This window comes from Roseicyclus sp. (genome assembly GCF_018402035.1).
In the GTDB taxonomy this organism is placed as follows: domain Bacteria; phylum Pseudomonadota; class Alphaproteobacteria; order Rhodobacterales; family Rhodobacteraceae; genus Roseicyclus.
Window position 1 is genome coordinate 303,336 of sequence record NZ_JAGYJN010000002.1, and the last position, 21,756, is coordinate 325,091.

19 protein-coding genes are annotated in these 21,756 nt (G+C 63.0%); 10 read left to right on the top strand and 9 right to left on the bottom strand.

What is annotated here, in order from left to right; all coding sequences use genetic code 11:
* Positions 1-76: 76 nt before the first annotated feature.
* Entirely contained in the window at positions 77-2,413 is a 2,337-nt protein-coding gene (gene clpA, locus KG698_RS05645) for an ATP-dependent Clp protease ATP-binding subunit ClpA (protein ID WP_213684573.1), read from the top strand.
* Between the two features lie 83 nt (positions 2,414-2,496).
* A complete protein-coding gene (locus tag KG698_RS05650; protein WP_213684574.1) occupies positions 2,497-3,456 on the top strand; it encodes a M23 family metallopeptidase in 960 nt (319 codons plus the stop codon).
* Positions 3,457-3,467: 11 nt separating this feature from the next.
* On the opposite strand, the gene KG698_RS05655 is transcribed toward KG698_RS05650, so the two are convergent.
* The 3 genes from KG698_RS05655 to KG698_RS05665 form a co-directional block, all read right to left on the bottom strand.
* The gene (locus KG698_RS05655) at positions 3,468-5,057 is read right to left on the bottom strand and encodes a peptidoglycan -binding protein (protein WP_213684575.1); all 1,590 of its coding nucleotides are present in this window, start codon (positions 5,055-5,057) and stop codon (positions 3,468-3,470) included.
* Positions 5,058-5,063: 6 nt separating this feature from the next.
* A complete protein-coding gene (locus KG698_RS05660) occupies positions 5,064-6,272 on the bottom strand; it encodes a biopolymer transporter ExbB (RefSeq protein WP_213684576.1) in 1,209 nt (402 codons plus the stop codon).
* Positions 6,273-6,344: 72 nt separating this feature from the next.
* Entirely contained in the window at positions 6,345-6,881 is a 537-nt protein-coding gene (locus tag KG698_RS05665) for a gamma-glutamylcyclotransferase (RefSeq protein ID WP_213684577.1), read from the bottom strand.
* 75 nt (positions 6,882-6,956) lie between these two features.
* Here KG698_RS05665 and KG698_RS05670 point away from each other — a divergent pair, with 75 nt between their 5' ends.
* Complete coding sequence (locus KG698_RS05670) at positions 6,957-7,958, top strand: DUF2125 domain-containing protein (protein WP_213684578.1); 1,002 nt, start codon at positions 6,957-6,959, stop codon at positions 7,956-7,958.
* Between the two features lie 68 nt (positions 7,959-8,026).
* On the opposite strand, the gene KG698_RS05675 is transcribed toward KG698_RS05670, so the two are convergent.
* The 4 genes from KG698_RS05675 to KG698_RS05690 all read right to left on the bottom strand — a co-directional run bounded on the left by KG698_RS05675 (position 8,027) and on the right by KG698_RS05690 (position 13,203).
* Positions 8,027-8,884: an extensin family protein gene (locus KG698_RS05675; protein ID WP_367114045.1), complete on the bottom strand. Its 858-nt coding sequence runs from the start codon at positions 8,882-8,884 to the stop codon at positions 8,027-8,029.
* Between the two features lie 41 nt (positions 8,885-8,925).
* Positions 8,926-9,861: a prephenate/arogenate dehydrogenase family protein gene (locus KG698_RS05680; RefSeq protein ID WP_213684579.1), complete on the bottom strand. Its 936-nt coding sequence runs from the start codon at positions 9,859-9,861 to the stop codon at positions 8,926-8,928.
* Complete coding sequence (gene hisC / locus KG698_RS05685; protein WP_213684580.1) at positions 9,858-10,943, bottom strand: histidinol-phosphate transaminase; 1,086 nt, start codon at positions 10,941-10,943, stop codon at positions 9,858-9,860. Before hisC ends, KG698_RS05680 begins: the two co-directional genes overlap by 4 nt.
* Positions 10,944-11,010: 67 nt before the next feature.
* Positions 11,011-13,203, bottom strand: a complete 2,193-nt coding sequence (locus KG698_RS05690; RefSeq protein WP_213684581.1) for a primosomal protein N' — start codon at positions 13,201-13,203, stop codon at positions 11,011-11,013.
* Positions 13,204-13,278: 75 nt separating this feature from the next.
* Here KG698_RS05690 and fsa point away from each other — a divergent pair, with 75 nt between their 5' ends.
* The 4 genes from fsa to KG698_RS05710 all read left to right on the top strand — a co-directional run bounded on the left by fsa (position 13,279) and on the right by KG698_RS05710 (position 16,395).
* Positions 13,279-13,935, top strand: coding sequence for a fructose-6-phosphate aldolase (gene fsa / locus KG698_RS05695; protein WP_213684582.1), 657 nt, complete (start codon positions 13,279-13,281; stop codon positions 13,933-13,935).
* A gap of 75 nt (positions 13,936-14,010) precedes the next feature.
* Entirely contained in the window at positions 14,011-14,718 is a 708-nt protein-coding gene (locus KG698_RS05700) for a DUF484 family protein (protein ID WP_300983007.1), read from the top strand.
* Between the two features lie 6 nt (positions 14,719-14,724).
* Positions 14,725-15,648 (top strand): tyrosine recombinase XerC, encoded by a 924-nt coding sequence (locus tag KG698_RS05705; RefSeq protein ID WP_213684583.1) that lies wholly within the window; start codon positions 14,725-14,727, stop codon positions 15,646-15,648.
* Positions 15,649-15,708: 60 nt separating this feature from the next.
* On the top strand, positions 15,709-16,395 hold the full coding sequence (locus tag KG698_RS05710; protein ID WP_213684584.1) for a CDP-alcohol phosphatidyltransferase family protein: 687 nt from the start codon (positions 15,709-15,711) through the stop codon (positions 16,393-16,395).
* Here the strand turns inward: KG698_RS05710 and KG698_RS05715 are convergent.
* Both KG698_RS05715 and KG698_RS05720 read right to left on the bottom strand, forming a co-directional pair.
* On the bottom strand, positions 16,392-17,186 hold the full coding sequence (locus KG698_RS05715; protein ID WP_213684585.1) for an inositol monophosphatase family protein: 795 nt from the start codon (positions 17,184-17,186) through the stop codon (positions 16,392-16,394). The genes KG698_RS05710 and KG698_RS05715 overlap by 4 nt on opposite strands.
* 231 nt (positions 17,187-17,417) lie before the next feature.
* Entirely contained in the window at positions 17,418-18,323 is a 906-nt protein-coding gene (locus KG698_RS05720; RefSeq protein ID WP_213684586.1) for a LysR family transcriptional regulator, read from the bottom strand.
* A 93-nt stretch (positions 18,324-18,416) separates the two neighbouring features.
* Between KG698_RS05720 and metF the strand changes: the two genes are divergently transcribed.
* From metF to argF, 3 genes are all read left to right on the top strand, one after another.
* Positions 18,417-19,286, top strand: a complete 870-nt coding sequence (metF, locus tag KG698_RS05725; protein ID WP_213684587.1) for a methylenetetrahydrofolate reductase [NAD(P)H] — start codon at positions 18,417-18,419, stop codon at positions 19,284-19,286.
* Positions 19,287-19,452: 166 nt separating this feature from the next.
* Positions 19,453-20,643 carry an aspartate aminotransferase family protein gene (locus KG698_RS05730; protein WP_213684588.1) on the top strand — a complete coding sequence of 397 codons (1,191 nt, stop codon included), beginning with the start codon at positions 19,453-19,455 and terminating at the stop codon, positions 20,641-20,643.
* Between the two features lie 87 nt (positions 20,644-20,730).
* Positions 20,731-21,657, top strand: a complete 927-nt coding sequence (gene argF / locus KG698_RS05735) for an ornithine carbamoyltransferase (protein WP_213684589.1) — start codon at positions 20,731-20,733, stop codon at positions 21,655-21,657.
* Positions 21,658-21,756: the final 99 nt, after the last annotated feature.

Below are 21,756 nucleotides of genomic sequence, written 5' to 3' on the forward strand. Positions count from 1 at the left end.
AGCGATGCTTAATTCTATGAGGCCATCATCGGCGACGCAAAAAGCAGACCCGATGCACGCGTAAAGGAGCACGACCGTGCCATCTTTTTCGACAACACTTGAGCAGGCCATTCACGCAGCACTCGCCAATGCGAATGCGCGTCGCCATGAACTCGCCACCCTCGAGCATTTGCTTTTGGCACTGCTCGACGAACCCGAAGCGCGCAAGGTCATGCTTGCGTGTTCGGTCGATATCGACTCGCTGCGCGAAACCTTGGTGGCCTTCATCGATGATGATCTGTCGACCTTGGAAACCGATGTCGAAGGCTCCGAGGCCGTGCCGACCGCCGCATTTCAGCGCGTGATCCAGCGCGCCGCGATCCATGTGCAATCCTCTGGCCGGACCGAGGTGACGGGGGCCAATGTGCTGGTCGCCATCTTCGCCGAGCGCGAATCGAACGCCGCCTATTTCCTGCAAGAACAAGACATGACCCGCTATGACGCGGTGAATTTCATCGCCCATGGCGTGGCGAAAGACCCCTCCTATGGCGAAAGCCGCCCGATCACGGGGGCCAGCGATCTCGAAGATGAAACCGGCACCACCACGCCCGGTGGCACCGAAGGTGCTGACGCAAAGGATTCGGCGCTCGCCAAGTATTGCGTCGATCTCAACGTCAAATCGCGCAAGGGCGATATCGACCCGCTGATCGGCCGCCATGATGAGGTTGAGCGCTGCATCCAAGTGCTCTGCCGCCGCCGCAAGAATAACCCGCTTTTGGTGGGCGATCCCGGCGTCGGCAAAACCGCAATCGCCGAAGGTCTGGCCAAAAAGATCGTCGAGGGTGACACGCCCGAGGTGCTGGCCAATTCCACGATCTATTCGCTCGACATGGGCGCGCTTTTGGCCGGAACCCGCTATCGCGGCGATTTCGAAGAGCGGCTGAAAGCCGTGGTCAACGAGCTTGAAGAGCATCCCGATGCGATCTTGTTCATCGACGAGATCCACACCGTGATCGGCGCAGGTGCGACAAGCGGCGGGGCGATGGATGCCTCCAACCTGCTCAAGCCCGCGCTGCAGGGCGGCAAGCTGCGCTGCATGGGCTCGACCACCTACAAGGAGTTTCGCCAGCATTTCGAAAAGGACCGCGCGCTGTCGCGCCGCTTCCAGAAAATCGATGTGAACGAACCTTCGGTCGAAGATACGATCAAGATCCTCAAGGGCCTCAAGCCCTATTTCGAAGAACATCACGGCCTGAAATACACCGCCGACGCGATCAAGGCGGCGGTGGAACTGAGCGCACGCTACATCAACGACCGCAAGCTGCCCGACAAGGCCATCGATGTGATCGACGAGGCGGGTGCCGCACAGCATCTCGTCTCCGAAAGCAAGCGCCGCAAAACCCTTGGCGCCAAGGAGATCGAAGAGGTTGTGGCGAAAATCGCCCGCATCCCCCCCAAGAATGTCTCCAAGGATGACGCCAGCGTGCTCAAGGATCTTGAGGTGACGCTCAAGCGCGTCGTCTTTGGCCAAGATGCCGCGATCGAGGCACTGGCAAGTGCGATCAAGCTGGCCCGTGCCGGTCTGCGCGAGCCGGAAAAGCCCATCGGCAACTACCTGTTCGCAGGCCCAACCGGCGTCGGCAAGACCGAGGTGGCAAAGCAACTGGCCGATACGCTGGGTGTGCAACTGTTGCGCTTTGACATGTCGGAATACATGGAAAAGCATGCGGTTTCCCGCCTGATCGGCGCACCGCCCGGCTATGTCGGTTTCGACCAAGGCGGGCTTTTGACCGATGGGATCGACCAGCATCCGCATTGCGTGTTGCTCTTAGACGAGATCGAGAAAGCCCATCCCGATGTCTTCAACATCTTGTTGCAGGTCATGGATCACGGCACGCTGACCGATCACAACGGGCGCAAGGTCGATTTCCGCAACGTGATCTTGATCATGACCTCGAACGCAGGCGCGGCCGATATGCAAAAAGCCGCCATCGGCTTTGGCCGCGACAAGCGCGAGGGCGAGGATACGGCCGCCATCGAGCGCACCTTCACGCCGGAATTCCGCAACCGTCTGGATGCGATCATCTCCTTCGGTTCGCTACCGAAAGAGGTCATCATGCAGGTGGTCGAGAAATTCGTCCTCCAGCTCGAGGCGCAGCTGATGGATCGCAACGTGACCATCGAACTCTCGCCCGAGGCCGCAGCTTGGCTGGGTGAGGCGGGCTATGACGACCGGATGGGCGCGCGCCCACTTGGCCGCGTGATCCAAGAGCATATCAAAAAGCCCTTGGCCGAAGAGCTGCTGTTTGGCGCACTTGCCAAGGGCGGCAATGTGAAGGTCTCGGTCAAGGACAACAAGATCGACTTGCAGATCGAAGCCCCAAGCGCGCCGCGCATCAGCGCCAAGAAGCCACCGCTTCTGACCGCCGATTGATCTCGCGCGACCAGAACGACAAAAGGCCCGGCATCCCCCATGCCGGGCCTTTTCCTTTTGCGCCGATGCGGTAAGCTGCAAAGATGCGTCTGTTACCTGTTCTGTTTTGTATTCTGGCTTGGCCTGTCGCCGCACAAGATGCGCCTCGCCTGCTTTTCCCGGTCGATTGCCGCTTGGGCGAGACCTGTTTTTTACAGCAATTCGTGGATCACGACCCCGGACCGGGGGCGCGCGATTTCGCTTGCGGCCCGCAAAGCTATGATGGCCACACAGGCACCGATATTCGCACCATCGATATGGCCGGCATGGCCGCAGGCATGGTGGTGGTCGCGGCCGCCGACGGCGTGGTGCGCGCCTTGCGCGATGGTGTGCCCGATGGCGGCACGCCCAGCATGCGTGACGGCCAAGGTTGCGGCAATGGCGTGGCCCTCACCCATGCCGATGGCTGGGAGACGCAATATTGCCACCTGATGCAAGGCTCCATCACTGTGCGAGAGGGCCAACAGGTTGCCGCAGGTGCGGAACTTGGGCTGATCGGCTATTCCGGTCGAACGGAATTTCCGCATCTCGAGTTCATCTTGCGCCATGAAGGCCGCGTGATCGACCCCTTCGCCCCCACCGCCACGGGCAGTTGCGGCAGTGGCGAGGATACGCTGTGGCGCGATGCCCTGCCCCATGTGGCGGGCGAGATTTTGTCGGCCGGATTTGCCCCCGCCGTGCCGGAATTCGACGCGATCAAGACCGGTGCCGCCGATCATGGCGAGCTCACCACCGCCGATCCGGCGCTGGTGCTTTGGGCCTATATCCATAGCGCGCGCAGCGGCGATATTGTGCGCCTGCGCATCACCACCGCCACAGGCGACGCGGTCCATGCCCAAGATGTCACGCTTGAGCGGACGCAGGCGCAATTGTTCCGCGCAACGGGGCGGCGCAGCCCGGCGGGGGGCTTTCCACCCGGCCTTTATATCGGTGAGGTCACGCTAATCCGCGATGGCACAGCCGAGATCGACAGCCTGACCACCCGCGTGGTGATCACGCCCTGACGCGACACGCGCTAGCGCTCGGTCAGCTTCAACTCGATCCGCCGGTTTTGCGCCCGCCCTGCGGCGGTGTCATTCGTGGCGACCGGGTTATACTCGCCAAAGCCAGTCGCCGCCAACCGGTCCGAGGGAAAGCCCAATTCTTCTGCAAGATACTGCACCACCGAAAGCGCGCGGGCTTGGCTCAACTCCCAGTTCGAGGCGAAATCGCCATCGCCGCGCAGCGGGCGGTCATCAGTGTGGCCATCAACGCGCAAGATCCAATCAATGGTATCGGGAATTTCACCCGCCACCTCGTTCAAAAGGCTCGCGACATTGGCGATCTGCGCTAACCCCGCAGGTGCCAGATCGGCCGATCCGATCTCGAACAGCACTTCCGAGGAAAAGACGAAACGGTCGCCCTCGATACTCACCCCCTCGCGCCCTTCCAGCAGGGTCCGCAAGCGGCCAAAGAATTCCGAGCGGTAGCGCGACAACTCCTGCGCTTCAGCGGCAAGGCGCGCGGCCTCGGCGGCCTCGAACTCGGCCACGCGGGATTGTTCGCGGGCGAGTTGTTGCTGCTCGGCGGCGACGCGGGCAAGGGCCGCGTTCAGCTGGGTGCCCAGATTGGCGATCTGCACCTCAGCCGCCGCATCACGCGCGGCGGAATCGTCAAGAAGCCCCTGCAATGCCCCCAATTGCTGGCGCAGGGCCGCGACCTGCTCATTCAACAGTGCGACCTGCCGCTGGCTTTCGGCACTTGCTGCTTCGGCCTCGGCAAGCTGGGCATTTGCAACCGCCAAGAGGGCTGCTTGACGCTCGGCCTCGGTCATCGCGGCGGCGCGTGCGGCATCAGCTTCGGCCAAGGCATCGGTTGCCGCTTGGGCGGCGGCCAAGATCGTCAGCGTCTCTTCGGCGCGGCGGCGCTGTTCTTCGAGGGCCAGCGTCATCGCCGTCAGCTCTGCATCGGCATTTTCAAGGCGTGCGCGCAACGCCTCGGCGGCGGCGGCCTCGACAAGGCGGTTAGCCTCGGCCTCGGACAGCTCTGATTCCAGCGTGGCGATCCGCGTGTCCCGGCTGGTGGCGTCACGTTCCAAATCGGCAATCAGCGCCTCAAGCGCCGCGCGGCGGGCGGCGGCAAGACGCGCCGCTTCGGCGGCGGCGTCAATCTCGCTGCGCGCTGCCGCCACGGCCAGTTCCAACGCCTCGGCAGCACTCAGGCTTTCGGCCAGTTCAGCGCGCGCTTGGTCACGCTCAGCACCAAGCGAGGTATTGGCGGCGATCAGCGAGGCAACCTGCGCCTCGAAATCGGCAATCATCGCGGCTTGGGCAGCCAATTCGCCTTGGGCCGTGCTCAAACTGCTCGAGAGTGTCGCAACACGGCTTTCAAGGTCGGCGCTGCGCGCCGCTTCCAGCCCAAGCGCTTGCGACAAGGCGTTGAGCTGCGCGTTGAGACTGTTCAACTCATCGTCTTGGTTGTTGATCTCTTCGGACAGGACGAACTGCACCACCATGAAGATCGTCAAGATGAAGATCATCACCATCAAAAGCGCGGTGATCGCATCCACGAACCCCGGCCAGATGGCGCCCGAGACGCGATTGCCAGCGCGGCGCTGAAAGGCCATGACCGCTCAGCCCCCGCTTGGGCCGCGCGGCTGGCGGGCAGGTGCGCGCGCAGCCGCGACCAGATCACGCAAGGCTTGCGTCAAATCGGTGATGTCGCGGCGCAACAGCAAAATCTCGGCGTCGCGCGTCGTGCCAAGATCTTCGTAGATCTTGAGCAATTGCACATCGATCGAGCGTAGGCGTGCGCGGCTTTCCTCGTCTATGGCGGGCTTGCTTTGCATCGCGGCCAAAACCTCGACCAGTTGTTCTTGACCGGCAGCCAGCCGTTCGGTCGCGGCAAAGGGGGCCTGTCCGAACTGGCCCGCCAACCCCTCGATCGCACCGGCCAGTTGCAGCATCCGCCCTTCTGTCTCGGCGCGGCGCGCCTCGGATTGGGCGAAAAGCGATTGCAGGGTTTCGACCTGATCGACCATGTGATCAAGGACCGTGGCAATCGCGCTGCGATCAACGCCACCCTCACCCTCGCTGCTTGCAAGGCTGACCCGCGTGATCGAGGCCAGCCATTCCTCCAACTCGCGGTAAAAGCGGTTCTGGCCGTGACCTGCGTAAAGCTCAAGCAGCCCCACCACAAGCGAGCCCGCAAGCCCCAAGAGCGACGAGGCAAAAGCCGTGCCCATGCCGCCCAACTGATCCTCAAGCCCATCCATCAGCCGCCCGAAAACGGCCATGCCTTCCTCGCCCTCGGTCGGCTGAAGCGAGCGGATCGTATCGACAACCGCTGGCACCGTGGTCGCCAGACCAAAGAACGTGCCCAAAAGACCAAGGAAAATCAGCAGATTGGCAATATAGCGCGTGATGTCGCGGCTTTCTTCCATCCGCGATCCGACGGAATCAAGGATCGAGCGCGCCGCAGGTCCGGTGACCTGCATCGCCCGCCCCCGCACCCGCGCAATCCCGGTCATCGCCGCAAGCAGGCGCGGTGGCCGCTCGGTCGCATCTTGCGGGGCATTGCCCGCGATCGCCTCGATCCATGTGATCGAAGAGAAAAGCTGAAACACCTGCATATAGCAGGCAAGAACGCCCACCACGAAGACGACACCAATCGTGCCGTTGAGCACGGGTGATGCCAAGAAGACCGGCTGCACCGCAGGCCAAATCACCACGCCACCCGCGATGACCGCCGCGCAGATGATGACCATCAAAACGATCTGGCGCGTCGGTCGCGTGATATGGGTAAGCCGCTTTTCTGCGCCTATGTCTTCTCTGCTCGCCATGGCTCCGGCCCAGTTCTTTCTGTGCTCGGGCAATCTACAGCGACGGGCGCGATATGCCAATGCATGACACGCCTAACTGGCCTTGATCTGGCGCACACGCGCAACGAGCCAATCCAAATCCGGATCGGGCAGACCCAAAAGGTGCAGATGATGGGCAGTATTCTCCAGATATTCATCATTCGGCCCGCGCCCACCGATGGCATGGGCGATGATCTGGGCCTGCGCCTCAAGCGGCCAGATGCAGTATTGCTCGTGCAAGGGATCGATCACATAGGTCAGCACATCATCCAAGATCTGGCCGCAATCCAAGGTCACGCTTTGGCGGGTTTCCAGATAAGCGGATGAGACCAGTTCACGCGCCCGCAAATAGCCCAAGGTCGCCGCCGCATCGCAACCAGCCACGCGGAAGGCCACGCCGTGGCACAGCGCGCCATCGGCCCGATCAAGCGCCAGCACCAAACCCGGCGCGTCAACCGTGCCGCGATGATGGATCGAGGTCATGCAAAAGCTCCGCCGCCAGCCATGCAGGCAGGCTTGGCGTGTTTCGGCCACGGCAAAACCGGGGTTCCACAAAAGCGAGCCATAGCCGAAAACCCAAAGATCCTTCATGCCCGCATTCTCCCGCATGGTCAGCAGCACTCGGCGCGGCTATACCCAAAGCGGCGCAGCGGCGGTAGGTGGTGCATGAAGCGGATTTTGGGCATTTTGGCGGTCATCGGCACGCTTTGCGTAGCCGCTTGGTTCGGTTGGGCCGCATTCAGCAAACACGCAATCGAAAGCTGGTTCGCCGCGCGCTTGGCCGAGGGCTGGCAGGTTACAGCCGATGATGTCACCGTCACCGGCTTTCCCCTATCCTTCGAGACGCGGCTGACAGGGGTCATGCTGGCCGATCCCGCAACCGGGCTGGCATGGACGGCCCCCGATTTCACCCTGCGCTACCCGTCATGGGATCTGTCGCAGATTACGGCAATCTGGCCCCAAAGCCATATGATCGCCTCACCCGATGAGCGGCTGACGATCAGCGCTGATACGCTTTCCTCCACCCTTGATGTCAGGCCCAGCGCGCGCATGGCGCTCGACGCATCGCAAACCCGGATGCAGGGGCTTGCCATCACCAGCTCGCTTGGCTGGCAAAGCCAACTTGCCCAAGGTCAGATCGACATGATCCGGCAAACCGGGACCGAGGCGCGCTATGATATGCGGTTTTCGGCCAGCGATCTGGTGCCTGCCGAACAGGTGGCAAAGCTGCTCGATCCGGCGGGCGTGTTACCCCCAGCGATCCCTGTGGTCAGCGCCGCCGCAGTGGTCGATTTCGACCGCCCATGGGATATCGGCGCGATCGAGGATATCCGCCCACAACCCACCCGCATCGCCCTGTCCGAGGCGCGCGCCGAATGGGGCGCTTTGATGCTGCGCCTGTCCGGCACGCTCGATATCGACGCCGAGGGGCGCCCCACGGGCGAGGTCGCGATCCGGGCGCAGAATTGGCCCGAAATGCTGGCCATGGCCGAGCGCGCCGGGCTCTTGCCGCCGGGGTTGCGCCCGACGGTCGAAAGCGCGCTTGGCTTCTTAGCGGGGTTGTCGGGGCGGCGCGAAGACCTTGATGTCAACTTGCGGTTCGATCAGGGGTTCGTGTTTCTCGGCCCCCTGCCCGTGGGTGAAGGGCCAAGGATCAGGCTCCGCTAGGCGCACGCGCCGCAGGCGCCAGCCACGGGAAATCTCGAGATTTCCGCCCCCACCCTCGCCGTCCTGCCCTAACGGCAAAACGCCCCGCCGCGATGGCGCGCAACGTCGAAATGAAAATGGTCGCGATGAAAGCGGTCAGACTCCGGCCCCAGCACCGTGCCAAAGGGCCCACAGGCCCCGCGATGCAGGTCGCGCAAAATCCGCCCCTCGCGCCGCGTGCGCCAATCGCTGAGCACCGTCAACTCGCTGCCATCGGCCAGCCCGATGCCCGTGATGTCGATGGCATTGCCGCGCCCATGCTCGGATATCCGCGCGCCGGCTTGGTTGTTGCGTGTCCGGCAGGCGTAAGAGGCCACCACGCGCAGCGACCGCACGCCGCCACCATAGCGGCCCACATCGGGGACAAGACTTTGGCGCACCCATTGTTGCAACGCGCGCGCCGTCTCGCAGTTCAGCGTCGCGGGTGTGCTGAGCGTGATGCCATCAACCTCGCGCAGGCGGATGGGTTCGGCGATCCCGCACCCATTTCGCGTTGCCCGGATCGGCGCAAGCCTATCGCCGACCAGACCGCGCTGACCGCAAAGCCGCCCGCGCTGGACGCTCGCCACCACCGAGGCCGAGGCCGCGGCCGCGCTTGGACGCGCAAGGCCCGATGGGCGCAGGTTGGGGCGCAATGACCGCGCAACGGCCAGCGCCGTGGCACCCGCGACCACCCTTGGGGGCATGCGCTGCGGCTGAGCTTGGGTTGGCCGCACAAACGGCCTGATCGAGCGTCCCGGCGCATTGGCCCCGGCCAGCACGGCAATACGCGCCAACGCGGGGCTTTGCGCAGGCGCAACACCAACGGACATGCCCGCGCCAACACCAGGGCGTAATTCAGGGCGGGGCGACCGATCAGGTGCATTGGCCATCAACGGATGTGCCACCAAGACCGCAAGCGCGAGCGCTGCGTATCTTGCCAACCGCCTCACTTTTCGAGGGTTTCGCGTTTTACCTTCACACGCCCGAAATCGGGGGCGTCCGTATCCTGACCTGCCTCGATAATGCCGCGACGAATAGCGCGAGTACGGGTAAAATACGCATGAAGGTGATCGCCATCCCCACGCCGGATGGCGCGTTGAAGGGCGAACAATTCTTCGGTGAAGCGACCCAAAATCTCAAGGGTCGCCTCTTTGTTGGTCAGGAACACATCCCGCCACATGGTCGGATCGCTGGCCGCAATCCGGGTAAAATCGCGGAACCCCGCGGCGGAATACTTGATCACTTCGCTATCGGTCACGCGGCGCAAATCATCGGCCACGCCCACCATCGTATAGGCGATCAAATGCGGTGTATGGCTGGTCACGGCCAAGACCAGATCATGGTGATCGGCGTCCATCTCCTCGACGCGCGCGCCGCAACCTTCCCAAAATGCACGCAGCTTGGCGGTGGCTGCGGGATCGGTATCTGCCTCGGGTGTGAGCAGCACATAGCGGTTGTCGAATAACTCGGCAAAACCTGCGCGCGGCCCGGAATGCTCGGTCCCCGCCAAAGGGTGCGCTGGCACGAAATGCACGCCTGCCGGGATATGGGGGCCGACTTGCGTGATCACATCGCGCTTGACCGAACCCACATCGCTGACAGTCGCCCCTTGCGCCAAATGCGGCGCGATTTCAGCCGCGACCGCGCCCATGGCACCGGGCGGCACGCAGAGCACGACCAGATCGGCACCTTTGACAGCCTCAGCCGCCGTCTCAGCGATACGATCACATAACCCAATCTCGGCCGCGATGGCGCGGGTTTCGGCCGAGCGTGCAGTGCCCACGATCTCACCCGCAAGCCCTGCGCGCCGCATGGCATGGGCCATCGAGCCCGCGATCAAGCCCAGACCGATCAGCGCGACGCGGGTGTAGATCACGCTCATACCGCGCCCCTGAATGCGGCCAATGCCGCCAAGACGCGATCATTATCGGCCACCTGCCCAACAGTGATACGCAGCGCATTGGCAAAGCCGTAGTTCTTGGGATGACGCACGATGATCCCTTGCCCCTTCAAATACGCATCAGCGCCCAGCGCCGTACCCTCATCGGCGAAACGGGCCAGCACGAAATTGGCGTGGCTGTCATCACAAGCGATGCCCAACTGGCGCAAACCACCCACCAGCCGCGCACGTTCGTCGGCATTGACGCGCAGACATTCGGCCACCCATGCGCGATCACCAATCGCGGCCTCCGCACCCGCAAGCGCCACACCCGACAGGTTGAAGGGGCCGCGAATACGGTTCAGTACATCGATGATCGCGCGCGGGCCATAGCCATAGCCCACACGCAGCCCGCCCAAGCCGTAAGCCTTGGAAAAGGTCCGCGTCATCATGACATTGGCGCGGCTGCCTGCAAGCGCCGCACCGCCATCATAGCCATCAACGAATTCTGCATAGGCTCCGTCGAGCACCAAGATACAGCTTTCCGGCAGCCCATCGGCCAGCCGCGTGATCTGATCCATGCCCAAAAAGGTCGCCGTGGGATTGGCGGGGTTGGCGATAAAGACCAGCGCCGTATCCGGCCCGGCACGATCGAGGATTGCATCAACATCGACGATGCGCTCGCGTTCCGGCACCTCGACGGGCGTGGCACCCGCGGCCAGCGCGCTGATGCGGTACATGGCAAAGCCATGCTCGGTATGCATCACCTCCAGCCCCGGCCCGGCATAGGCTTGGCACAGGAAATGGATGATCTCATCGGAACCCACGCCACAGATGATCCGATCCGCATCCAATCCCTCGACCGCCGCAATCGCTGCGCGCAAGGTGCCATGATCGGTCGATGGGTAGCGATGGCTGTCGCCCAGCGCCCCCGCCATGGCCGCCACGGCCTTGGGCGATGGGCCAAAGGGGTTTTCGTTGGAACTCAGCTTCAGCGGTTCGGCATGGCCCGCCAATGCCGATTGCCCGCCCTGATACAGCGCGATCTCAAGGATACCGGGTTGTGGGCGGATCGGGGCGGACATGGGATGCACCGGGCTTGGGTTGTTGCCGAAATTCTCTAGCGGGCTTCGCGGGATATGAAAACCGCAATCAGTAAAAGCTTTGCGGGTCGATATCGACCGCCAGTCGCAGCTTGGCGCTTTGCCTGATTGGCGCAATCCATTGCGCAATGGCCGCTTGCAGCGCCGCGCCCTTGGGGGCCTTGACCAAAAGCCGCACCCGGTGGCGACCGCGCACCCGCGCGATGGGTGCAGGTGCCGGCCCATAGACCATGGCACCGACCGCGCGCAGCGCGCCATCATTGCGCGCAAGCCTTGTGCCCAGATCAAAGGCCGCCGTGGCATCATCACCCGAGATGATGACACCTGCGAGCCGCCCATATGGGGGCATGCCTGTTGCCTCGCGCTCGGCGGCCTCGGCGCGCCAAAACCCTTCCTCATCGCCTGACAGGATCGCACGGATCACCGGGTGTTCGGGTTGGAAACTTTGCAACAGCGCCAGCCCCGGCGCCTCGGCCCGCCCGGCCCGACCCGAGACCTGCCGCATCAACTGAAAGGTCCGCTCGGCTGCGCGCAGATCGCTGCCCTGCAGCCCCAGATCGGCATCGATCACGCCGACCAGCGTCAGGCGCGGGAAATTATGCCCCTTGGCCACAAGCTGGGTGCCGATGATGATATCGGTCTGGCCACAAGCGATCTCTTCGATCTGCGCCTTCAGCGCGCGGGCAGAGCCGAACAGATCGGATGACAGGATCGCCAGCTTGGCATCCGGGAAAACCCGCGCGGCTTCTTCGGCGATGCGCTCGACCCCCGGCCCGATGGCGGCCATCTTGCCGGTCACACCACAAGATGGGCAAGTCTCGGGCAGGGGTTTTGTCTCGCCGCATTGATGACAGACCAGCCGCTTTTGAAAACGATGCTCGACCATGCGCGCATCGCAGTGATCGCAGCCCACCTGCACCCCGCAGGCCCGACAGAGCGTGACCGGCGCATAGCCGCGACGGTTGAGAAACAACAGCGCCTGCTCGCCGCGCTCCAGCCGCGCGCGCACCTCGGCCTGTAGGGTGGGTGAAACCCACGCCTGCCCCGGCAAATTCTCGGCCCGCATGTCGATGGCGCGCATCTGTGGCAAGACCGCCGCACCAAAGCGCGCGCGCAGATCAAGGCGCGTGTATTTGCCCGCCTGCGCATTAGCCCAGCTTTCCAGCGATGGCGTGGCGGATGCCAACACCACCTGCGCGCTGTTGAGCGAGGCGCGCAGCACCGTCATATCGCGCGCATTGTAAAGCGCGCCCTCCTCTTGCTTATAAGAGCTGTCATGTTCTTCATCGACCACGATCAGCCCCAGATCGCGGAAAGGCAAAAACAGCGCCGAGCGCGCGCCGACGATCAACTGCGCCTCGCCTTGTCCGATCATACGCCACGCCCGGCGGCGTTCGGTCATGGTGACGCCTGAATGCCATTCGGCGGGCTTTGCGCCAAACCGCGCCTCGACCCGGTGCAGGAATTCCGAGGTCAGCGCGATCTCGGGCAAAAGCACCAGCGCCTGCCGCCCCGCCCGCAAGCAATCGGCCACCGCCTCAAGATAAACCTCGGTCTTGCCTGAGCCTGTCACACCTTTGAGCAGCGTGGTGCCGTAGCGACCGCTTCGCACGGCCAGACGCAGCGCATCTGCGGCGGCCTGTTGATCCTCGGTCAGGGGCTTGCCGGGCCGTTCGGGATCGAGTGGCAAAAAGGGCGCATCGCGCGGCGTGTCAATCTCGACCACCGCACCTTGGGCGGCCAAGCCCTTGACGACCGAGGCGGTGACACCCGCCAAATCGGCCAATTCTTTCAGCGTAAAGCCAAGCCCGCCATATTCGACCAGCGTAGCGATGACGCGCGCGCGCGCATCAGTCATGCGGTCGGGCTGGGCTTGGCCCAAGCGGTAAATCTTGCGCATCGATGGGGGGTCGGACAGCCCCGGCACCCGTGTGGCCAGCCGCAACATCTGCGACAAGGGCGTAAGCGTATAGGCCCCTGCTTTTTCAAGGAAAACCCGCAACTCCTCGCGCATGGGGGCGGCGTCAAGCACGCGGGCGATGGCACGGATCTTGGCCGCATCCCAATCGCCGCGACCCGGCCCCCAGACCACGCCCAACACCTTGCGCGGCCCAAGCGGCACCTCGACAAATGCGCCCAAGAAACAGCCCCCCTGCGGCGCACGGTAATCCAGCACCCGGTCAATCGGCTCGGGCGTGAGGACACCGACAAGGGTGCCTTCCTCGAAATAGCTGTCGGTCATGCCTTCCCGCCCGGGGGTCGCTGCGTTAGAAGCCTCTCAACACACCATGACCTCCGCCAGAAAGGAAGGGCCGCCATGAAATTCTTTGTGGATACCGCCGATGTCGCCGCAATCCGTGAGTTGAACGATCTGGGCATGGTCGATGGGGTGACCACCAACCCCTCGATCATCGCCAAGTCAGGCCGTGACATCAAAGACGTGACCGCCGAGATCTGCGCAATGATCCCCGGCAAGCCGGTATCGGCAGAAACCGTCGCGCTCGACGCCGCAGGCATGATCGCCGAGGGGCGCGAGTTGGCCCGCATCGCCGACAATATCGCGATCAAGGTGCCGCTGACATGGGAAGGGCTGAAAGCCTGCAAGGTGCTGACGGGCGAGGGCCGCATGGTCAATGTCACGCTGTGCTTCTCCGCCAATCAGGCGCTTTTAGCCGCCAAGGCGGGGGCGACATTCATCTCGCCCTTCGTCGGACGCCTCGATGATATCAATATCGACGGCATGGAACTGATCGCCGAGATCCGCCAGATCTATGACAATTACGATTTCCCGACCGAGATCCTTACCGCCTCGATCCGCACCGTGAACCACATGAAAGAGGCCGCTCTTTTGGGCGCGGATGTGGCAACAGCGCCACCCGCCGTGATCAAATCCATGGCAAATCACATCTTGACCGATAAGGGGCTGGACGCCTTTTTGCAGGATTGGGCAAAAACAGGGCAGAAAATCCTGTGACTTTGCTGTAAGGTCCGGGCGCAACGATAACAAAACGATGAGGCCATCCCCGTGAGCAGCGTTGAAGCCGACGATCTGTCCTCCCATGGTGCCGAAGACTGGCGGGCCCGGGCCATTGCGGACCCGGACCTGATCCTTGATGACCGCGACCTGATGCGCGCGCTCATCGCGGCCAATGACCGGCAGATGGGCGGCAATATCGTCGATATGCGCGGCATCGCGATGGAGCGGTTGGAAAACCGTCTGGATCGGTTGGAAGATACCCACCGTTCGGTCATCGCGGCGGCTTATGAGAATCTGGCTGGCACCAACCAGATCCACCGCGCGATTCTCAAGCTGCTTGACCAGCCCGATTTCGAAACCTTCCTCAAGGCGCTGGGGACCGATGTCGCCAGCACCCTGCGCGTGGATCGTATCAGGTTGGTTCTCGAAAGCGCCGAGGCAACAGCAACCGCCGCGCCACATGTCCAAAAGCTCGAGGATGTGCTGACCATCGTGGCACCGGGCTTTATCGAAAGCTACATCACATCGGGCCGCGCCGTGCCGCATCGTCAGGTGACGCTGCGCCAAGTGGGCGATGGCAGCACCCTGATCTTTGGCGCAGACGCCGCTTGGATCAAATCCGAGGCGCTCTTGCTGCTCGATCTGGGCGAGGGGCGCTTGCCTGCGATGTTGATCATGGGGGCCGAAGACCCACACCAATTCCGGCCAAGCCAAGGCACCGATCTGTTGACCTTTTTCGCCGGTGTGTTCGAGCGTCAGATGCGGCGCTGGCTGGGATAAATCACCATGACCCTCGCGCTCAGCCCCGCAGTGCGCGACCTGTTGGAAAACTGGCTGAGCCAACTGGGCAGCTTGGCAAACCGCGCCGACACCACGATCGACGCCTATGGGCGCGACCTGACCGATTTTTTGAATTTTCAGGCACAGCATGCGGGCGATATCCTCAGCCCCGCGATGCTGCGTGATCTGTCGCTGGGCGACATGCGCGCTTGGATGGCCGAGCAGCGTGGGCGCGGCGTTGGCTCTCGCTCGCTTGCGCGACGGCTTTCGGCGGTGAAATCCTTTTTCCGCTGGTGGTCTGAGCGCGACGGTTTCGATGCGACAACAATCTTGTCGATGCGCAGCCCCAAGCATGGCCGCCGCCTGCCCCGCCCGCTTTCGGTCGATGGGGCCAAGGCGCTGATCGCAGCCGTGGGCGAGAATGACGCGCGCGATTGGGTGGCCGCGCGCGATGTCGCCATCATGATGCTGCTCTATGGCTGCGGCCTACGCCGGTCCGAGGCCTTGGGCCTTGATGCCGGGGTCTTCCCTTTGTCCGACACGCTGCGCATTCGCGGCAAGGGCGGCAAAGAGCGCGAGGTGCCAGTGCTGCCCGCCACCATCGCCGCCGTCGCACGTTATCGCGCCCTTTGCCCCCATCAACTCAACCCCGGCGCGCCGCTGTTTCGCGGTATCCGCGGCGGCCCGCTGAACCCGCGGCTTGTGGCAGGTGTGATGGAGCAGGTGCGCATGCAGCTTGGCCTGCCGGCGACGGCCACACCACATGCGCTGCGCCATAGCTTTGCCACCCATCTGCTTGATGCGGGCGGCGATCTGCGGGCGATCCAAGAATTGCTGGGCCATGCCTCGCTTTCGACGACACAGGCCTATACGGCGGTCGATACTGCCCGCCTGCTCGAAGTTTATGCCGCCGCCCACCCCAAGGCGTAGCGTCATGAAACTGTCACATCTTTGGTTGCCAAGCCGCGCGGAACCCGTCATCTGACATGCATGCGAATTCGGGCCTATAGCGTTCATCTCTTCACCGCCCTCGGCGCATCGCTTGCGATGCTCGCCTTGCTGGAAGCAGCGCAGCAAGATTGGGCGATGATGACCATCTGGTTGACCGTGGCCTTTGTGGTCGACGGCATCGACGGGCCGCTGGCACGCCGCTACGCGGTGACCGAGAATGCGCCGATCATCGACGGGGTGCTGTTGGACCTGATCGTCGATTTTCTGACTTATGTGATGATCCCGGCCTATGCGCTTTATGGCTCGGGCCTCTTGCCCGGCTGGTCAGGCTGGATCGTGGTCTTGCTGATCCCCTTCGCCTCAGCGCTCTATTTCTCCGACACGCGGATGAAGACCGAAGACAAAAGCTTTCGTGGCTTTCCCGCCTGCTGGAACATGGTTGCGCTGGCCCTTTTGGTGATCGTCCCCCCGTGGGAGGTGATCTTGGGCCTTGTCGTGGTCTTGTGCGTGGCGCAATTTCTGAACCTGAAATTCGTCCATCCCGTGCGCACCGCGCGCTGGCGGTGGCTGACACTGCCGGTGGCGCTCCTCTGGACAGGGTCCATCGCCTTGGCGGCTTTATCGGGTTTTGCCGATAACCCGGCCTTGACCGTGGTTGTGACGGTTTGTTCTGTCTATCTGGTTCTGGCAGGCATCGCCCAGCAACTCATCCCGGCCCGCGCCTAAGTGCGGTCGCGGATAATCGCGGCAAAATTGTCAAAGATCGGCTCGGATGCGGCGACAAGCTGGCCATCGGTCAGCATATCCTGACCCTCGCGGATCGGCTGGACCAGACCGCCTGCCTCGCGCACCAGCAAGATACCGGCGGCAATATCCCACGCATTCAGCCCGCGTTCCCAGTAGCCATCGTAACGGCCCGCCGCGACATAGGCCAAATCCAGCGCTGCCGCCCCCCAGCGCCGCACACCAGCGCAAGCGGGCATCAACCGGGCCAGATCTTGCAGCGTCGCAGGCAGGTATTTCGCCCCACCAAAAGGCACGCCGGTGGCAAAGACGCATTCGATCATCTTGTTGCGACCCGAGACGCGCAAGCGCTGGCTGTCGTTCAGCCAGCAGCCCGCGCCTTTCTCGGCATAAAACATCTCGTCCTTGGCAGGATCATAGACCACGCCCGCCACGATCTCGCCCTTATGCTCCAGCGCGATGGATACCGCCCAATGCGGCATGCCGTGCAAGAAGTTCGTCGTGCCATCAAGCGGATCAACGATCCAGCGCCGCGTCGGGTCGGTGCCTTCGATCAACGTGCCTTCCTCGCCCAGAAAGCCGTAATTGGGGCGCGCGGTCATCAACTCGGTCTTGAGGATCTCTTCGGCGGCGCGATCCGCACGGCTGACGAAATCGCCCGGCCCCTTGGACGAGACCTGAAGATTCTCCACCTCGCGGAAATCCTTGACGAGGCTGCGCCCCGCCTTGCGGGCAGCCTTGAGCATGATGTTGAGATTGGCGCTGCCTTGCATGCTGGTCTCTCCGTCGCAGACAAGCCGCGCGTATAAGCGCCGTGTCGGGGAATGCCAAGCCGCTAGATCACAGCCGCCTTACGCCCGCGACGGATCGCCCGGCCATTGACCGCGCGCTTGCAGCAAATCGCGCAGCACACGCGGCCTGTCCGTCATGATCGCCCCCACCCCAAGATCAAGCAGACGCGCCATCTGGTCCGGCTCATTGACGGTCAAGAAAGGGATGGCGGCTCATCTGCGTTGCAGCTTGGGCGGTTCACTGCGGCTCAGCTTGAGCATCTGCGCCATGAAGGGCTTGGCCGTATCAGCCGCCCGCGTCGCCCCGTATAGCCGCCGCGTGATCCCCTTCTCAGTCAACCGCCGCGTCACCAGCGAGGGATGCTTGGCATGATCGCGCACCACCCAATCCGGCAACACCGCCACCCCACGCCCCGAGGCGACCAAGAGCAAGATCACCGCCGATAACTCCACCTGTCGGATCGATTTCGGCTCGACCCCGGCGGCGAACAAAAGCTGGCTGAACACATCAAGCCGCGCGCGCTCGACCGGATAGGTGATCAACGCTTGATCGGCGAAATCAGCCGCCTCGATAAAGGGTTTGGCCGCCAGCGGATGATCGGCGGCGCACACGAAAACCGGCTCATAATCAAACAGCGGCGTGAAATCGACACCGGGCAAGTTCTCAGGGTCGGAAGAGACGACCAGATCCACCTCTTCGCGCAAAAGCGCGGGCAGCGCCTCGAATTGCAGGCCGGGGCGGATATCGACATCGATATCGGGCCAGCCCACGCGAAACGCATCAAGCACCGGCAAAAGCCAATCGAAACAGGCATGGCATTCAATCGCGATATGCAGGCGGCCCGATTTGCCCTTGCGCAGATTGTCGAACTCATCTTCCAGCGCCGCGATGCGCGGCAAAACCTCTTCGGCCAGCCGCAAAAGCTTGATCCCCGCAGGCGAGAGCTTCATCGGCTTGGAGCGGCGCACGAACAGCTCAAGCCCCGCCTGATCCTCCAGCCCCTTGATCTGATGGCTCAGCGCACTTTGCGTGATGTGCAGCCTGTCGGCGGCGCGCGCCAGCCCGCCCTCTTCGTGAATAGCCTTGATGGTGCGCAGGTGCCGAAACTCGAGATGCATGTGAGACTCATATTGATCTTGAAGATTATGAATTTGCCGCAAGGACCACTCTATGCGACACCATGGGCCAAGAGATCAAGCATTGGATGTATCATGACCCGCCCGCCCCGCGTTTCCTTCGAGTTCTTTCCGCCAAAATCGCTTGAGGCATCCTTTCGCCTCTGGGAGACCTTGGGCGTGTTGGCGCCGCTTGCCCCCGAATTCGTCTCGGTCACCTATGGCGCGGGCGGCACGACCCGCACGCTCACCCATGATGCGGTCAAAACGATCCATGCCAATTACGGTGTCGCGGTCGCGGCGCATCTGACCTGTGTCGATGCGACCCGCGCCGAGACGCTGGCCATCGCTGAAAGCTATGCCGCCGCCGGTGTCACGCAGATCGTGGCGCTGCGCGGCGATCCGCCAAAAGGTCAGGGCCGCTTTACCCCCCACCCCGATGGTTTCGCCGATTCCATCGCCTTGATCGCGGCATTGGCCGAAACGGGCAAGTTTCACCTGCGCGTCGGTGCCTACCCCGACCCCCACCCCGAAGCGGGATCGATGCAAGACTGCGTCGATTACCTCAAGCGCAAGATCGACGCGGGCGCATCTTCGGCCATCACCCAGTTCTTTTTCGAGGCCGAGACGTTTTTCCGCTTCCGCGATGCTTGTGCGGCCTCGGGCATCCATGCGCCGATCATCCCCGGCATCTTGCCGATCAATGGCTGGACCGGCGTGCGCAAATTCGCCCAAAGCTGCGGCACTGCGATCCCCGCGTGGTTGGATGAGGCCTATGACAAAGCCATCCGCGACGGGCGCGAACAGCTTTTGTCGACGGCGCTGGCCACCGAACTTTGCGCCGATCTGATTGCAGGCGGGGTAGAGGATTTGCATTTCTACACCCTCAACGCCCCCGATCTGACGCGCGATGTCTGTGCCGCGCTGGGCGTCATGCCCAAGGTCGCCTTGTCAGAGGTCGCATAAGAAAAGAGGGGGCTCTGCCCCCGGCCTACGGCCTCCCCCGGGATATTTTTGAAACAGAGAAGCTGCAGCGATCACCGCGCCGACTTGACCCCATCACGATCCATCAATTGACTCAGGGCACGCCCTGCGTAATGCAGGAGCTTTAAGTCCAGACACGGAGATCGCGATGATTTCGCCCGTCCTGCCCAGTTACAACCGTGCCAAACTCTCCTTCGTCAAAGGCGAAGGCGCATGGATGATCGCGGCCGATGGGCGACGCTTTCTCGATTTCGGCTCGGGCATCGCGGTCATGTCGCTGGGCCATGGGCATCCGGCGCTGGTCAAGGCCCTGACGGATCAGGCGGGTGCGCTGTGGCATACCTCGAACCTCTATGTGGTCCCCCAGCAAGAAGCGCTGGCCGAGCGGCTGGTCGAACACACATTCGCCGACACGGTGTTCTTCTGCAACTCGGGTACCGAGGCAACCGAGCTTGCCATCAAAATGGCGCGCAAATACTGGTACGAGAGCGACACGCCCGAGCGTACGACGATCCTGACCTTCGAGGGGGCTTTTCACGGCCGCTCGATTGCGGCGATCTCGGCGGCGGGCTCGGAAAAGCTGACCAAAGGGTTCGGCCCGCTCTTGCCGGGTTTCCGGCAACTGCCCTTTGGTGATCACGCGGCACTGCGCGAAGCGGCCGCCGTCCCCGATGTGGGGGCGATCATGGTGGAACCGGTGCAAGGCGAAAGCGGCATCCGGCCCCTGCCCGATCAATGCCTCAAGGGGCTGCGTGATCTGTGCGATGAATACGGGCTTTTGCTGATCTTCGACGAGATCCAGTGCGGTGTTGGCCGTACGGGGCGGCTCTTCGCGCATGAATGGGCAGGCGTCACACCTGACATCATGATGGTGGCCAAGGGCATCGGCGGCGGCTATCCCATCGGCGCGCTTTTGGCGACGGAAAACGCCGCGCGCGGCATGACCGCGGGCACGCATGGCTCAACCTATGGCGGCAACCCGCTTGGCTGTGCTGTCGGGGCTGCGGTGATGGATGAAATGACCAAACCGGGGTTTCTCGAAGATGTCCGCCAAAAATCAGGCTTTCTGCGCCAAAAGCTCGAAGGGCTTGTCGCCGCCCATCCCGATATTTTCGAGGGTGTACGCGGCGCGGGGCTGATGCTGGGGCTCAGATGCAAGGCGCTCAACACCGATATCGTCGCCGCCGGTTACGAGGCCCAGATCCTCACCGTGCCCGCAGGCGACAATGTCGTGCGTATCTTGCCGGCCCTGACCATCACCGAGGATGAGATCGCCGAAGGCGTTGCGCGACTTGACACTGCTGCCAGCGCACTCAGCCAAAAGATTGCGGCTGCCTGATCCCATCTTTGCTTTGCAAATACTCTCGGGGGGTCGAGGGGGGCAGACAGCCCCCCTTGCTCCGCCCTTAGCCGAAAGGCCAGACCGATGCCCCATTTCCTCGACATCAACAAAACCGCCCCAACCGATCTGCGCGCAATGATCGATCAGGCCGCCGCGATGAAGCGCGCGCGCGCAGACCGCCCCAAGGGTGCGCCCGATGACGACCAGCCCCTTGCAGGCCGCATGGTCGCGCTGATCTTCGAGAAACCCTCGACCCGCACCCGCGTGAGCTTTGATGTCGGCGTGCGCCAGATGGGCGGGCAGACAATGGTGCTCACCGGCTCCGAGATGCAGCTTGGCCATGGTGAAACCATCGCCGATACCGCGCGCGTGCTGTCGCGCTATGTCGATCTGATCATGCTGCGCACCTATGAAGAGGATGTGCTGTTAGAAATGGCAGAACATGCCACCGTTCCCGTCATCAACGGGCTGACCAACCGCACCCATCCCTGCCAGATCATGGCCGATATCCAGACCTATGAGGAACATCGCGGCCCGATCACGGGCAAAAAAGTGGTCTGGTGCGGCGATGGCAATAATGTCTTTGCAAGCTTTGCCCATGCCGCCGGGCAGTTTGGCTTTAACCTGACCTTTTCCGGTCCCGAGCCGCTTGATCCCGAACGGGTTTTCCTCGAGGAGGCACGCGCCAAAGGCGCGGCCGTCGAGATCATCCGCGACCCCGCCCGCGCGGTGGCGGGGGCCGATCTGGTCGTCACCGATACTTGGGTGTCGATGCATGACAGCCAAACCACCCGCGAGCGCCGCCATAACCAACTGCGCCCCTACCAGGTGAACGCAGCGCTGATGGCCCAGGCCAAGCCTGACGCGCTGTTCATGCATTGCCTGCCCGCCCATCGCAACGAAGAGGTGACTGATGCGGTGATGGACGGTCCGCAATCGGCGGTCTTCGACGAGGCCGAGAACCGGCTGCATGCGCAAAAGGCGATCTTGCGCTGGTGTCTGGGGCTGTAAGACGAAAAGGCGCAAGGCTTTGCCCAAAACGCCATCCCTGACGCCGCAAGCGCTCGTGCCGCCCGCGGCTTTGCCCCTGCCGCAGCAACCTTCTGAACC